This window comes from Arthrobacter sp. D5-1 (genome assembly GCF_017357425.1).
Classification (GTDB): domain Bacteria; phylum Actinomycetota; class Actinomycetes; order Actinomycetales; family Micrococcaceae; genus Arthrobacter.
Genome location: NZ_CP014571.1, coordinates 1,444,288 through 1,458,825, shown reverse-complemented (window position 1 = coordinate 1,458,825; position 14,538 = coordinate 1,444,288). Strand labels below are relative to the sequence as shown.

The 14,538-nt window shown below is 63.2% G+C and carries 15 protein-coding genes; 5 read left to right on the top strand and 10 right to left on the bottom strand.

Annotated features, from left to right (window positions below):
- The 8 genes from trpS to glyA form a co-directional block, all read right to left on the bottom strand.
- Window positions 1-1,122 carry a tryptophan--tRNA ligase gene (trpS, locus tag AYX22_RS06775; RefSeq protein ID WP_207596757.1) on the bottom strand — a complete coding sequence of 374 codons (1,122 nt, stop codon included), beginning with the start codon at window positions 1,120-1,122 and terminating at the stop codon, window positions 1-3.
- 20 nt (window positions 1,123-1,142) lie between these two features.
- Window positions 1,143-1,976 carry an exodeoxyribonuclease III gene (locus AYX22_RS06770; protein WP_207596756.1) on the bottom strand — a complete coding sequence of 278 codons (834 nt, stop codon included), beginning with the start codon at window positions 1,974-1,976 and terminating at the stop codon, window positions 1,143-1,145.
- A 10-nt stretch (window positions 1,977-1,986) separates the two neighbouring features.
- Window positions 1,987-2,553 (bottom strand): hypothetical protein, encoded by a 567-nt coding sequence (locus AYX22_RS06765; RefSeq protein WP_207596755.1) that lies wholly within the window; start codon window positions 2,551-2,553, stop codon window positions 1,987-1,989.
- Window positions 2,554-2,620: 67 nt separating this feature from the next.
- A complete protein-coding gene (locus AYX22_RS06760; protein ID WP_207596754.1) occupies window positions 2,621-3,454 on the bottom strand; it encodes an ABC transporter permease in 834 nt (277 codons plus the stop codon).
- On the bottom strand, window positions 3,451-4,314 hold the full coding sequence (locus tag AYX22_RS06755; RefSeq protein WP_242703554.1) for an ABC transporter permease: 864 nt from the start codon (window positions 4,312-4,314) through the stop codon (window positions 3,451-3,453). Before AYX22_RS06755 ends, AYX22_RS06760 begins: the two co-directional genes overlap by 4 nt.
- The gene (locus AYX22_RS06750; RefSeq protein ID WP_207597502.1) at window positions 4,307-5,236 is read right to left on the bottom strand and encodes an ABC transporter ATP-binding protein; all 930 of its coding nucleotides are present in this window, start codon (window positions 5,234-5,236) and stop codon (window positions 4,307-4,309) included. Before AYX22_RS06750 ends, AYX22_RS06755 begins: the two co-directional genes overlap by 8 nt.
- Before the next feature lie 147 nt (window positions 5,237-5,383).
- A complete protein-coding gene (locus AYX22_RS06745; RefSeq protein WP_207596753.1) occupies window positions 5,384-6,277 on the bottom strand; it encodes a bifunctional methylenetetrahydrofolate dehydrogenase/methenyltetrahydrofolate cyclohydrolase in 894 nt (297 codons plus the stop codon).
- A gap of 133 nt (window positions 6,278-6,410) precedes the next feature.
- Window positions 6,411-7,706, bottom strand: a complete 1,296-nt coding sequence (glyA, locus tag AYX22_RS06740; RefSeq protein ID WP_207596752.1) for a serine hydroxymethyltransferase — start codon at window positions 7,704-7,706, stop codon at window positions 6,411-6,413.
- A 236-nt stretch (window positions 7,707-7,942) separates the two neighbouring features.
- Here glyA and purU point away from each other — a divergent pair, with 236 nt between their 5' ends.
- From purU to AYX22_RS06715, 5 genes are all read left to right on the top strand, one after another.
- Entirely contained in the window at window positions 7,943-8,794 is an 852-nt protein-coding gene (gene purU / locus AYX22_RS06735) for a formyltetrahydrofolate deformylase (RefSeq protein ID WP_207596751.1), read from the top strand.
- Window positions 8,795-8,815: 21 nt separating this feature from the next.
- The gene (locus AYX22_RS06730) at window positions 8,816-9,481 is read left to right on the top strand and encodes a class I SAM-dependent methyltransferase (protein ID WP_207596750.1); all 666 of its coding nucleotides are present in this window, start codon (window positions 8,816-8,818) and stop codon (window positions 9,479-9,481) included.
- Between the two features lie 73 nt (window positions 9,482-9,554).
- Window positions 9,555-10,073, top strand: a complete 519-nt coding sequence (locus AYX22_RS06725) for a gamma carbonic anhydrase family protein (RefSeq protein ID WP_089594121.1) — start codon at window positions 9,555-9,557, stop codon at window positions 10,071-10,073.
- A 112-nt stretch (window positions 10,074-10,185) separates the two neighbouring features.
- Window positions 10,186-10,572, top strand: a complete 387-nt coding sequence (locus AYX22_RS06720; protein WP_207596749.1) for a PadR family transcriptional regulator — start codon at window positions 10,186-10,188, stop codon at window positions 10,570-10,572.
- A complete protein-coding gene (locus AYX22_RS06715; RefSeq protein WP_207596748.1) occupies window positions 10,569-11,282 on the top strand; it encodes a hypothetical protein in 714 nt (237 codons plus the stop codon). Before AYX22_RS06720 ends, AYX22_RS06715 begins: the two co-directional genes overlap by 4 nt.
- Before the next feature lie 55 nt (window positions 11,283-11,337).
- Here the strand turns inward: AYX22_RS06715 and AYX22_RS06710 are convergent, their stop codons facing one another.
- Entirely contained in the window at window positions 11,338-13,035 is a 1,698-nt protein-coding gene (locus AYX22_RS06710) for an NAD(P)/FAD-dependent oxidoreductase (protein ID WP_207596747.1), read from the bottom strand.
- Window positions 13,032-14,462, bottom strand: coding sequence for an amino acid permease (locus tag AYX22_RS06705; RefSeq protein WP_242703617.1), 1,431 nt, complete (start codon window positions 14,460-14,462; stop codon window positions 13,032-13,034). Before AYX22_RS06705 ends, AYX22_RS06710 begins: the two co-directional genes overlap by 4 nt.
- Between the last annotated feature and the right edge of the window lie 76 nt (window positions 14,463-14,538).

Here is a 14,538-nt window from a genome sequence, read left to right as displayed (position 1 = left end):
TTAGCGGACTCCCAGGTCGCGGTGGGCATCTCCGCGGTAGGGCAGGAAACCGACCTTGGAATAGACGTCCGCGAGAGTAGCTGACGCGATGTCGCGTGCCTTGTCTGCTCCGAGGGCCAGGAGCCGGTCGAGTTCAGCGGGATCGGCCAGGAGCTCATTGGCCCGCTCCCGGATGGGTGCCAGGTGACCGGAGACGAGTTCAGCGAGGTCAACCTTGAGGTGCCCGTACATCTTGCCTTGGTAGTCAGCCACGATCTTCTCTACCGGTGTTCCGCTGATGGCCGAGTAGATGGTCAGCAGGTTTGAGACACCCGGCTTGTTCTCGCGGTCGTAGCGGATCTCGGTTTCAGTGTCCGTGACGGCCGATTTGATGCGCTTGGCCACGGTCTTGGGATCATCCAGGAGGTTGATCAGTCCGGCGGGTGATTCCGCAGACTTGGACATCTTGGCGTTCGGGTTCTGAAGATCGTAGATCTTTGCCGATTCCTTCTGGATGAAGGCTTCGGGAACCTGGAACGTCTCCCCGAACCGGCTGTTGAAGCGGTTGGCGAGGTCACGGCTGAGCTCCACGTGCTGCCGCTGGTCTTCGCCCACCGGCACACCGTGCGGCTGGTAGAGGAGGATATCGGCAGCTTGCAGGATCGGGTACGTGAAAAGGCCAACGCTGGCGTGGTCCGACCCCTGCTTCTGCGCCTTGTCCTTGAACTGCGTCATGCGGGCAGCTTCGCCCATGCCAGTGATGCAGTTCAAGACCCACGCGAGTTGGGCGTGCTCAGGGACCTGGGACTGGACGAAGAGGGTGCACTTCTCCACGTCCACGCCGCCGGCGATGTACTGGGCGGCGGTGACTCGAGTGCGGTGGGCGAGCTCGGCCGGGTCCTGGGGCACGGTGATGGCGTGCAGGTCCGGGATGAAGTACACGGCGTCGTACTCGTCCTGCATCCGGACCCAGTTGACCAGTGCGCCGAGGTAGTTGCCCAGGTGCAAGGAGTCAGCGGAGGGCTGCATGCCGGACAAGACACGATGCTTGGCGCCTACGGCTGGCTTGGTGGATGTCACAGCCCTGGGGTCGGCGGATGCATCAGCGGGTGCGCCGGTTTCAGTCGTGGTGGAACTAGTCATGGAGGAATACCTTAGGGAGCTTAGAGCCGGTAGTCGACTACCAGCGGTGCGTGGTCGGAGAAGCGGGTGTCCCACGAAGGCGCCCGGTCCACGACAGCCGAGAAAGCAGCTGCCGCGAGGCCCGGCGTGGCCAGGTGGTAGTCGATGCGCCAGCCAGTGTCAGTGTCAAAGGCTTTACCGCGCTGGGACCACCAGGTGTAGGGGCCGGCGACATTTCCTGCCAGGCCCCTGTGGACATCCCTCCATCCGATTTCTTCGCCGAGGAAGCGGTCAAAGTACGCGCGCTCCTCCGGGAGGAAGCCGGCACGCTTGACGTTGCCCTTCCAGTTCTTGATGTCCAACTCTGTGTGACCGACGTTGAGGTCGCCCACTACCAAAGCGTGGTCGCTGTGCTTGGCGAGCTCAGGCAGGCGCACCGTCATGGCGTCGAGGAAACGGAACTTGTCATCCTGCTTGGGGGTTCCCACTTCTCCGGAGTGCACGTAGGCGCTGACGACCGTGAGCGTGGTGGATTCGCCGGCACCGTTCTTGACGGTGTAATCGGCTTCAACCCAGCGTCCGGACGTGTCAAAGTAGTCATCGCCAATACCGACGCGGGTGGCAGTAGGTTCCTCGCGGGACGCGATGGCAACACCTGCGCGGCCCTTGGCCTCAGCTTCGGTGTGGAGGATGTGCCAGCCTTCGCCGATCAGCTTCCTGACGATGTCATCAGGTGCCCGGACTTCCTGGAGGCAGAGAATGTCAACCTCGCGGGGCTCCAGCCATTCCGCCATGCCGTTCTTGTAGGCAGCCCTCAGGCCGTTGACGTTAACTGACGCGATGCGAAGGAAGTCCTTCTTCAATGCCGTACTCACCCGGTCCACTCTAGTCGATGATGGTGCCGGCTACGGGCTCGTCCGAGCCGCCGGAGGACTTGATCATGTCGCGCGCATTGGTGGCCGTAATGGCGATGGTTTCCAGTGCGCGGTTGATGGTGTCCTGATCGGCGGCACCGCCCTTGGCCCGCTCCTCATCGACAACACGGACCTGCACCTGGACGATCTTGAAGGAGTGGTCCAGTTTGAGGTCGCGAACCTCATCTGACTTGCTGCGTTCGGCCACGACGCGCGTGCCGCCACTGTCAGCAGCGGACGACGACGGCGCGCGGCCGGCTGCGGCGTTAAAGGCATTTTGCGCTTCGGTCAGTTTTGCACCTGCCCGCTGCGCGGCCTTGCGGATGCTCAACACCACGAAAGCGGCCAGAGCCAACCAACCGAAGGCCACTACTGCGACAACCCAACCCACAACATCGTTCTGGTTTGCCGCGAAAATGACGGCCACCAGGAACGCGATGATGACGACGGTCATCCCCAGGCCGCCAATGCGGAAGCCCTTGAACATGCCTTTGCCGGCGGGGGACGTGGACGGGTGCGGGTCACCGAGAGATTGCATGGACCTATTCTCTCAAATCCACGAAGGTGCCTGTGCCAGCTTCCACGGACGGCGAACACCGGACCTTTCACTTGAGGAACAGCTGGCGCAGCCTTCCTGTGGTGAGCATGATCCCGAGAGCGATCATCACCAGGTAGTAACCCACGTGGATTGCGGTGGCCGGGCTGAACGAGCCCACACTGATCTGCCGCAGCAACTCCACGCCGTGCCACAGGGGCATGGCCTGGATGAACCATTGGATGACCTGCGGGTAGACGCTGAGCGGATAGAACGTGGCGCTGAACAGGAACATGGGCAGCAGGAAGAAGTTGATCCAGTCCATCTGCTGGAAAGTCTTCATGAAGCTGGTGATGCCCATTCCGAAGCTCGCGAATCCGAAGGCGATCAGCACCGAGGCAGGAATGACCAGGATGGCCCACCAACTGGTGAGCAAACTTATGACGCCCATAACGGCGGTGAATCCAGTGGCGTAGAGCAGGCCCCGCAGGAGCGCCAGGAAGATCTCACCGATCGCGACATCCAGCGGTCCCAGGGAGGTGTAGAGCATCCCCTGGTACAGCTTGGCGAAGTTCATCTTGAAGAACACGTTCCACGTGGAGTCGTAGATCGCCCCGTTCATCGCCGAAACGGCCAGCAGCGCCGGTGCAATGTAGGCCGCGTAGCTGATCTCCTCGCCGCCAGGGCCTTGGACAGTGCCCACGATGGAGCCCATGCCCACGCCCATGGCCAGCAGGAACAGCACGGGCTCAAAGAACCCGGAGACCATGACCAGCCATGTGCTGGACTTGGCCGCCATCAATCCGCGGCCCACCACGGCTTTGGCATTGCGTGAATAAAGAGAGCCGAACTTCCGCTCCCGCGCACGATCCGTGGCACTGTGGCCACCTGTCAGGACACTCATGAGCCCATCCTTTTCACGAACTGGCGGCGGACGACCATCCAGCCAACTGCGGCCGTGGCCAGCAGGAAAACCACGTGGATGATGGTCAGCACAGGGCTTTGATCCATCCCGTAGGTGAATACGCGGCTCAGCTCAGTCCCGTGCCACACCGGTGAAATCCATCCGATCCAACGGACAGCGATCGGGAGGGAATCCAGGGGGAAGAACGTCCCCGAGAACAGGAACAGCGGCATCACGATGAAGCGTTGCACCAGCGCAAACTGCCCCTTGTCTTGTATGATGCTGGCCGCATAAGCCATCAGCGGCAGGCCAAAGGACAGCGCCGCAACGGTAGCGACGAGGGCCGACACCCAGCCCCACGGACCCGGCGAAGCACCGAACAATGCCACCACCACGAAGTAGACCACCGACTGCAGGAGGAACCTCAGGGTGCTGGCCATGATGTGTCCGCTGGCGATTTGCTCGGGAATCAACGGTGAGGCGTGTGGGCCATAAAAAACACGGCGCCACTTGAAGCCGTCCATGATGGGATAGGAGAACTCCCCGGAGGCAGTCATCACCGCAGCCGAGACCAACAACGCCGGAGCCACGAACTCCAAGTAGCTGACACCGCCGAACGTGGCTTCGCTGTTGGCGTCCACCAGGCTGGCCAAGCCAACGCCCATGGCAAAGAGGTACGCCACGGGTTGCCCCACGCTGTACAGGATCACGGACCAGCCGTAGTTGCGCATGACGCGAAGTACTTGCTCTGCGTAGAAAAAGGCGCCCCATCGCCGCGCCCGGGCAGCCGAAACCTCAGGCGAGTGGGCCCGCAACGGCGGCGCCGCCGTCGTAAGTGGTTTGTCAGTGCCGCTAGTCAACGAGACTCCTGCCCGTGAGCCGCAGGAACACGTCCTCCAGCGACGAGCGGCGCACCAGCGAGGTCATGGGGCGGAGCCCGCGGGCAGTGACCTGCTCCAGCGCGGCCTCGCCGTCGTGTGCATAAATGAGCACGCGGTCGGGCAGCGTTTCGAGCCGCTCGCCGACGCCTTGAAGTTCGACGCCGATGGTCGCGTTCCGCTCGGACCCGAACCGGAGCTCGAGCACTTCGCGCGATGAGTGCTCGCGGATGAGGTTCGCCGGAGACCCCTCGGCCATGATGCGGCCCTTGTCCACCACGATCAGGCGATCGCAGAGTTGCTCTGCCTCGTCCATATAGTGCGTGGTGAGGATGAGGGTGACGCCATTTTCCTTGAGCCGGAAGAGCCGGTCCCAGAGGATGTGGCGCGCTTGGGGGTCCAGGCCGGTGGTGGGCTCGTCCAAGAGGAGGATCCGTGGCTCGTTGATGAGCGAGCGGGCAATGGTGAGCCGCCGCTTCATACCGCCGGACAGGGCATCGACCTTCGAGTTTGCCTTGTCCGTCAGCTGCGCGAATTCCAGCAGTTCATCGGCTTTCGGCCGCAAGTAGCTCAGCGGCAGGCCGAAGTAGCGCCCGTAGACAATCAGGTTCTCGCGGACCTTCAGCTCTTCGTCCAGGTTGTCCTGCTGCGGGACCACACCCAAATGCGCCCGGACTTCAGGGCCGTGCGACTCAGGATCCAAGCCCATGATGTTGAGCGTTCCCGAGGTGCGTTGGGAGACGCCACCGATCATTTTCATGGTGGTGGACTTGCCGGCGCCGTTGGGGCCCAGCAGCCCGAAGGACTCCCCCGCCGGTACGTCGAAGGAGATGTTGTCCACGGCAGTGAGGTCACCATAGGTCTTGGTGAGGTTTTGCGCGCTGATGACGGTGGGTCGGTTCATGTCGAAGCGGGTTTGCGACGATTCAGTGGGAGTTGCGGAGCGGGTTGCTTCATTGTGCACCCTCAGCAGACTAGTAGCGCCCACCGACATGTGAAAGGGCTCTTGCACATAATCTTGCAAGAGCCCTCTCGTTTAGCGCGTGTGAAACTAGGCGATGCCCGCCTGGCGCTCAGCACTCTCCACGACGTTCGCGAGCAGCATGGCACGGGTCATCGGGCCTACGCCACCCGGGTTCGGGGAGAGCCAGGCGGCGACGTCGGCAGCTGCCGGGTCCACATCTCCGGTGACCACAGCCTTGCCGTTGCCGTCGTCCACGCGGCTGACGCCGACGTCGAGCACTATTGCACCCGGCTTGAGGTCTTCAGCCTTGATCATGTGCGGCACGCCGGCAGCGGCAATCACGACGTCGGCCTGCTTCAGTTCCGCCGGCAGGTCCACCGTTCCGGTGTGGGCGAGGATGACCGTCGCGTTGACTTCCTTGCGGGTCAGCAGGAGGCCGATGGGGCGACCGATGGTGACGCCGCGGCCAACCACCAGGACGCGCTTGCCCTTGAGTTCAATGTTGTGGCGGCGGAGCAACTCCACACAGCCTTTGGGGGTGCAGGGCAGCGGGGACTTCATCTCGCCGTTGACGTTGGCCACCAAGCGGCCAAGGTTCATCGGGTGCAGGCCATCGGCGTCCTTGTCAGGGTCCATGGCTTCGAGGATGACGTCCTGGTCAATGTGCTTGGGCAGCGGAAGCTGGACGATGTAGCCGGTGCATTCCGGGTTGTCGTTGAGCTCGCGCACAACCTCCAAGAGGTCCTCCTGGCTGATGTCCTCGGGGAGGTCGCGGCGGATGGACTGGATGCCAACCTCGGCGCAGTCCTTGTGCTTGCCGCCGACGTACCAGGTGCTGCCGGGGTCGGAACCCACCAGGATGGTGCCCAAGCCGGGGACGATTCCCTGGGCGGCGAGGACGGAAACGCGAGTGGTCAGTTCTGCCTTGATGGCTGCGGCGGTGGCCTTGCCGTCAAGGATCTGTGCGGTGGACTGTGTCATTCCATCTGCTCTTTCTGGTGGGTGACCTAATGGCTCATGCCAACGGGACCCGCCGCCGAAGATGTGGCGGCGGATCCCGTGGGCTCCGGTTCAGTGCCCGGGTAATGCGTTACTTAGCCGCGGAATCGCGGATTTACCACTGCTCGTGCTGCGGGTACAGCGGGAAGTCAGCGGCCAGCTTGTCGACACGGGCCTGGAGGGACTCGACATCAGCTGCCGAGCCCGCCTTCAGCGCGGTGGCAATGATCTCGGCAACCTCGGTGAACTCGGTGGCACCGAATCCGCGGGTGGCCAAGGCAGGCGTACCGATGCGGAGGCCGGAGGTGACCATCGGCGGGCGGGGGTCGAACGGAACAGCGTTGCGGTTCACGGTGATGCCTACGGAGTGCAGGAGGTCTTCAGCCTGCTGGCCGTCCAGCTGCGAGTTGCGCAGGTCAACCAGGACCAGGTGAACGTCGGTGCCGCCGGTGAGGACCGAGACACCGGCTCCGGCGACGTCGGACTGGTTCAAACGGTCAGCGATGATCTTGGCACCCTCGAGGACACGCTCCTGGCGCTCCTTGAACTCTTCGCTGCCGGCGATCTTGAAGGCAACAGCCTTGGCCGCGATGACGTGCATGAGCGGACCGCCCTGCTGGCCCGGGAAGACGTTGGAGTTGAGCTTCTTGGCCCACTCCTGCTTGCCAAGGATCACACCGGAACGCGGACCTGCGAGGGTCTTGTGCACCGTGGAGGTGACGACGTCGGAGTGCGGGACCGGGCTCGGGTGCAGGCCTGCAGCAACCAGACCGGCGAAGTGTGCCATGTCCGTCCAGAGGAGGGCGCCAACCTCGTCGGCGATGGAGCGGAAGGCAGCGAAGTCGAGGTGGCGGGGGTAGGCCGACCAACCAGCGATGATGACCTGCGGCTTCTCGGCGATGGCCTGCTCGCGGAGCTTGTCCATGTCAATGCGGAAGTTGTCTTCTTCAACCTGGTAAGCAGCTACGTTGTAGAGCTTGCCGGAGAAGTTGAGCTTCATGCCGTGGGTCAGGTGGCCACCGTGTGCCAGGGAAAGACCAAGGATCTTGTCGCCCGGGGTGATCATGGCCGACAGCGCTGCAGCGTTTGCCTGGGCACCGGAGTGCGGCTGGACGTTGGCGTACTCGGCGCCGAACAGTTCCTTGACGCGGTCGATGGCGAGCTGCTCAGCGACGTCGACGTATTCACAACCGCCGTAGTAACGGCGGCCCGGGTAGCCCTCGGCGTACTTGTTGGTCAGGACGGAGCCTTGGGCTTCCATCACCGCGCGGGGCGCAAAGTTTTCGGACGCAATCATTTCCAGGGTGCCGCGCTGGCGGCCAAGTTCCTGGTTGAGGACTGCTGCAATCTCGGGATCGAGATCGGCGAGCGACTGGTTGCTGACAGACGCGGAAGTGGTTGTGGTAGTCACGGAGATCTCCTGGCTAGGCAACGGGTGGTGCTACAGGTCAGGCTACCGGCAGCAGCATTCCCGCGTCCCCTTGGTTACAGAGGGATCGGTCACGTGCATGCGGCGGTAAGACATGACCCTCGGCCCAGGCGTACGATCCGTGGTCTTCATGATTGCCGCTCCCTGGTGGTAGTCCACCCAACGCCAGTTGCGACCCATTAACAGTACAACAACGCGGCACGGGTAGGCTTGATCGTGTGACTGAATCCACCGCTTTCGTAGTAACACTTTCCTGCCCCGACCGCCCCGGCATCGTCCACGCGGTAGCCGGAGCCCTGCTTACGGCCGGCTGCAATATCGCCGACTCCCAGCAGTACGGAAGCCCCAGCACAGGCAACTTCTTCATGCGCGTGGAGGCATCGACGTCGTCCTCCCAGGACGAATTGGCGGCCGCGCTGCGTCCGGTAGCCGAATCGTTCGGAATGACCTGGCAGATCAATCCTGTTGGCGAAAAGGTCCGCACCATCATCCTGTGCTCCAAGGACGCGCACTGCCTGAACGACCTCCTGTTCCAGCAGCGCACCGGCACCCTGCCCATTGAGGTCCCTGCCATCGTGTCCAACCACCGTGACCTTGAGCCGCTGGCGGAGTTCTACGGCATCCCGTTCCACCACATCCCGGTGACGCCGGAAACCAAGCCCCAGGCCGAGGCGCAGCTGTTGAAGCTCATCGCCGATCACGACGTGGAGTTGACCGTCCTGGCCCGCTACATGCAGGTCCTTTCCAACGATCTGTGCACGAAGTTGAATGGCAAGGCCATCAACATCCACCACTCCTTCCTGCCCTCCTTCAAGGGCGCCAAGCCTTACCACCAGGCCCATGCGCGCGGCGTGAAGATCATCGGTGCCACGGCCCACTATGTGACGGCCGACCTCGACGAGGGTCCGATCATCGAGCAGGAAGTCATCCGCGTCGACCACGCGCGCACGGCTGCACAGTTTGTCCAGATGGGTCGCGACGTCGAAGGCCGAACGCTGGCCCAAGCGGTTCAGTGGCACGCCGAACACCGTGTGCTCCTGGATGGCACCCGGACCGTGGTGTTCAACTAACGCCGCTCCTATGCTGGGTGTATGCGGGGCATTCCTCACGCCGAGCACGAGGCTGATTTGGCGGTCTACTACGACCGTCAGGCGCCTGTTCGGAACACCCGCGCGCTCACGCCACACCGTGTCGAGAGCAGAGAATGGTTCATCCGGCTCCTGAAGTCCGAACACCGTCATTCCTTGTTCGAGCTGGGGTGCGGCACAGGCGTTGAGGGCTTGGAGTTCGTCCGCGCCGGATTGCACTACACCGGCGTGGATTTGTCCTCGGAAAGTGTTCACCTGGCGTGCGCGGCCGGACTTGAGGCAACTGTGGCCAGCGGCCGGAACCTGCCGTTTCCGGATGCGGTCTTCGATGCGGCGTGGACCATGAGCACACTTCTGCATGTCCCCAACAGCGGAATTCACGACGTCGTCAGCGAACTGGTGCGGGTCACCGCACCTGGTGCGCCGATCGCCGTCGGACTCTGGTCAGGCGACGATGAGGAAGTCCTGAACCCGGAGGACCTCGATGAACCGCGGCGGTTCTTCAGCCGCCGCAGCGACGATACTGCGCGCCGGATCTTTGGTGAGCACGGCGCGATCGAGCATTTCCGGACGTGGCCCGAGGGTGTGGGCGTGGAGTCCGGTCCCGGCGCGGGCAACTGGGTCCAGCACTACCAATTCCTGGTCCTCCGCACCCCTTTGCCCATGTAGGTAACAGCAAACGTCCCACTGAGAGCCCAGTGCGACATGTGCTGTTACCCAGTTGGGAAATAAGCTGGGCACCATGGCTCCCTCTTACACGTTCGCCGGGGACACCCCGGCCATCCATGAATCCGCCTTCGTGGCACCCACCGCATCCATTATCGGCAAGGCCACGTTGGCCCAGGACTCCAGCGCCTTCTACGGTGTCTCCGTCCGCGCAGATACGGCTGCAATCAGCGTCGGCGCAGGTTCGAACCTCCAGGACAACGTAGTCCTCCACGCCGACCCCGGTTTCCCCTGCACGGTCGGCGAGCGCGTATCCGTAGGGCACAGCGCTGTGGTCCACGGCTGCACTGTGGAGGACGACTGCCTGATCGGCATGAGCGCAACCATCCTCAACGGCGCTGTGATCGGCACGGGCTCGCTCATTGCCGCCGGCGCCGTGGTGTTGGAGGGCACTGTCATTCCCCCACGCTCCCTGGTGGCTGGCGTGCCCGCGAAGGTCCGCCGCGAGCTCACCGATGAAGAGTTCGAGGGTGTGAAGCACAACGCCGCGCACTACAAGGAACTCGCGGCGGCGCACCGGGACATGCACGCTTAACGCCGAATGCGAGGCCCGCTCTGCGCCCTAACCTGAAGTTTTGGGATGCAGAGCGGGCCTCGCACCATTTAAGTAGCTTTACAGACCAACTACTTAGAGTGACAATATAGTCATGATCGATTCCCTTCCTGATCCTTCGAGGCCCATAGGCACCGATTGGCCGAGTGATTGGCTGAGGGCGACACTGGGCTTCCTGGCGCTTCGTGCCCTTGCCGCCGGACCCTCGTACGGCTACGCGATCATCACTGAACTTGAACGCAATGGGTTTGGCACCATCAAAGGCGGCACGCTGTACCCGCTCCTCACCCGCTACGAAGCGGCCGGCTTGGTCACTACCGAGTGGCGTGCGGGCGAGGGCGGTCCGGGCCGCAAGTATTTCGCTTTGACTGACCACGGGCGCGCCGAAATGCTCCGGCTCAGCGCGGACTGGGTTCGGTTCACACACCTCAGCAACACCTACCTCGACGACGGTCAGCACACGAAGGAGTCCAGCACATGACGCAGGTAACGACGGACAAGAAGTGGTTTGACGAACTCGTTCTGGAACTTCGCCTCCGCCAGGTGCACGGGAACGCGATTGGCGACGCCGTGGCAAGCGCCCGCGAACTCCTCGCCGACACCGGGCAGCAGGCTGAGGAGGCGTTCGGACCGGCGCGCAGCTACGCCGCCGGGCTGGAACTACCGACCGCACCGAAACATGAATGGGTCAAGAAGGCGCTAGGGCCAGCCTTGCTGGGCCTCTTGGCCTTTTTGCTCTTCAACCAGGCGGTGGTGCCGTGGGTCCGGTCCGAGATGATGCTTATGTCGCCGGCACAGGCAGCTTTCCTCGCAACACCACTTGTGGTCATTGCTTTCCTGCCCCTGTACCTCACGGCAGCAGTCCGACGCATCTGGGTGCTCGTAGCCCTGGTCGCCATCTGCGTGATCTCCGGGCTCCTCTCCGGCATTGCAGCCCCGACGCAGCGGGCGGATGCGTGGCTGGAACTGGATCCTCTCCCTTGGCTCGTCGGCAGTGCCGCCACCATGATTGCTTTGTCGATAGTTGGCACCATCCGCTCCAGGGGCACCGATCCGGACGAGATCACCGACCCCAGCACACCTGCCGCTCACGGCAGTGGCAGGGGCAACAGGATCACGGCACTGGTGGGCACCTGGCTCTTCCCGATCTTCGCGCTGGCTATGCTCGGCCTCGCCGCTGCACTGAGGTAGGTGACGGCAGCAAAGAGTCGCTGAGAGCCGAATGCAGGGCCCGCAACGTAAATGACTAGTCCAGGCTGATCGGGCCGAGCTCGCCCAAGAGGTCGCCCGGTCCGGGGTTACCGGCAGCGGATGTGCCGCCCAGGTGGTTCACCACGCCCCACACAGCATTGAGGCCCGTAGTCACGGCGCCCTCGGCCCAGCCTGCGGTGAAGGACACGTCATCTCCGGCGAGGAAGATGCCGCGTTGGTGCTCCGGCAACTCGTCCTGCTTGAAGTGCGTGAAAAGGCGCTGCTGGTAACGGTAGTGCCCGGGCAGGTTGGCCTTGAACGCACCCATGAAGTTGGGATCCGCTTCCCACGACACGGTGATCGGCTGCCCGACGATGTGGCTGGCAATATCCACGCCCGGGTAGATCTGCTGCAGCGAGTGGAGCATCAGCTTCACGCGTTCGTCGGCGCTAAGGGCCAGCCATTTCAGGGCGTCGTCATTCCAGGTGTAGGACAGGAGCATGACAGCGGGCTTGTCCGGTCCGTCGTCGAGCAAGTACGTTGCCCGGTTGAGGCGGTCGGTGAGCGTCATGGACAGGACCTCGCGGCCGGTTTCGGGATCGATATCCTTCCAGAACGGCCGGTCCACCATCACAAAGGTCTTTGAGGACTGCATGTAGTGCGAACGCTCGATCGCAGTCCACAGCTCGGCCGGGAACAAAGCTTCCTCGGTGTGGATGCGCGTGGACAGCAGCCAGGACTGGCAGGTGGTCACCACTGCTTGGTAGGTGGCTTCGCGTCCCCAGTTTTCGCGGACCAGCAGGTCGCCGTTCCCAGCGCGGCGGATGTTGTCCACGGCTCCGCGCGGGGAACCGCTGTGCAGGGAAGCCAACGAGGTGCCTTGGGGCCAGTGAGCGAGGTTCGACGGCGCATGGTTCCAGAGTGCCTCGGGGAGCCTTTGCGCTCCTCCCGCAATGGAGCGGTGCTGATCGTCCGCGTCGGTGTAGACCACGCGGAGGATTTCGAGGATGGAGTTGGGGAAGTCGGTGTCCCAACCGCCGGTACCGAAGCCCACTTGGCCGAACGCCTCGCGGTGTGCGAAGCCGGCTTCCTTGAAGGACTTGCTGGCGGCGATGAAGCCGTAGAAGGTCTGCTCGTCGAGTTCCGGGAGGAGCGCGTTCCAGATTTCCTTGATCCGCTTGGTGTCGCGGGCCTTGATGGCTTCCTGCATCTCCGCGAAGGCTGCACCGTCATTGACTGCGGCTTTCCAGGCGTCGGCTACTTCGCGGAAAAACTCCGGCAGCTCATCGGCCGTGGTTGCGTAGTGCTTCTTACCCGCGAGCTCAATCACCGTGGAGGAGGTTGCCGGCGCCATGGGGTTGGGAAATTCGTTGGTGTCCAGGCCGAGCAGGTCAACGTAGTGGTAGAAGGCCTTGCCGGAGACCGGGAATCGCATGCCGCCAAGGTCTGCCACGACGCCGGGCGCTGACGGGAAGCTCGCGGTCCGGAGACGCCCACCGATCTGGTCGGCCTCATAGATCACTGGCTTGAGGCCAAGCTTCATCAACTCGTAGGCGGTGACGAGTCCGGACAGGCCGGCGCCGATGATGGCAACTTCCGTGCCGAGGAGCTCCTCGGGAACGGAGCCCAGTCCGCCGGGGTGGGCCAGGTAGTGGTCATAGCTGAACGGGAAGTCCGGGTTCAGCATGGTGATCGGTGCGCCGGCAGGCGCTCCCGGTTCATCGACGACGGGTAGTTCGGTGGCGATGGTCATGAGTTTGCTGCTTTCACAGGTTCCGGGCTCACGGCCCTGGTGGTTAGTTCACGGTAGTCCTGCTCGCTGAGCGCGGCTACCTTGGAATTCCGGCGTCCATAGCCGAAGTAGATGGCGATACCCACCAGCATCCATACGCCGAAGGTGATCCAGGTGTCGGCGCCGAGGTTGAGCATCAGGTAAGCGCACATCAGCGTGCCCAGGATGGGAGTGATCGGGTACAGCGGGACCCGGAAGCTCCGCTCGAGATCTGGACGGTTGCGTCGCAGGTAGATGACGGCAACGTTGACCAGCGCGAACGCGAAGAGGGTTCCGATGCTGGTGGCGTCCGCAAGGGCACCAAGTGGGACCAGGCCAGCGGCAAGGGCGACGGCGATACCGACGATCAATGTTCCAGCGACAGGGGTGCCGGTTCGGCGGGAGATGCGCCCAAAGACCTTGGGCACCATGCCGTCGCGGGACATGGAGAGCATGATCCGGGTCTGGCCGTACAACACGGTCAGCACAATGCTGGCAATCGCAAGGACTGCACCGATGGAGAAGACCAGGGCGATCCACGGCTGCCCGGTGATCTCGTGCAGGATCTGCACCAATGCAGCTTCTGTACCGTCGAACCAACCCCACGGACGGGCACCAATGGCCGCGACGGCAACCAGGACGTAGATACTGGTGACGATCACCATGGACAGCATGATGGCCCGGGGAAGATCCCGCTTGGGGTTCTTGGCTTCCTCACCCGCCGTGGAGGCGGCGTCGAAGCCGATGTAGGAGAAGAAAACGCTGGACGCGGCAGCAGAAACACCAGCGGCGCCCATGGGCAGCAAAGGCTCGAAGTTGCCTGCGTTGAAAGCGGTGAAGGCTACTGCGCAGAAGAAGAGCAGGATGCCTACCTTGACGACGACAATCGCCGTGTTAATCCATGCACTCTCGCGGGCGCCTCGGACCAGCAGAAGCATGGCCAGGATCACGATCACCATGGCAGGCACGTTCACCAGGCCGCCGTCTCCCGGCGGCTGGCTGATCGCGTCCGGCAGGAACTGGCCAAATGCGGCGAGGGTCTCGTTGACGTACTGCCCCGCGCCTACAGCGACAGCCGCAACGGAGACCGCGTACTCCAGCACGAGGCACCAGCCGCAGACCCAGGCCATGCCCTCGCCCATGGTGGCGTAGGAGTAGGAGTAGCTGGAGCCGGCCACCGGGACAAGGCCCGCCATTTCCGCATACGACACAGCGGAGAGCAGCGCAGCGAGGCCAGCGATGACAAACGAGATCCAGATCGCCGGGCCGGCCAGCGGTACGGATTCTCCAAGGATCACCAGGATGCCGGTGCCAAGCGTGGCACCGACGCTGATCATGGTCAGCTGAAGAACGCCGAAGCTGCGGACCAAAGGCGTACCGCCCTCGCTGCTTCCGGCTTCGCTGACCATCTGGCCGATCGGCTTGCGGCGCAGAAGCTGAGCTCCGAGGCTCGGCCTGGTGGCACTCTCCGCCGCAGTGTTTTTG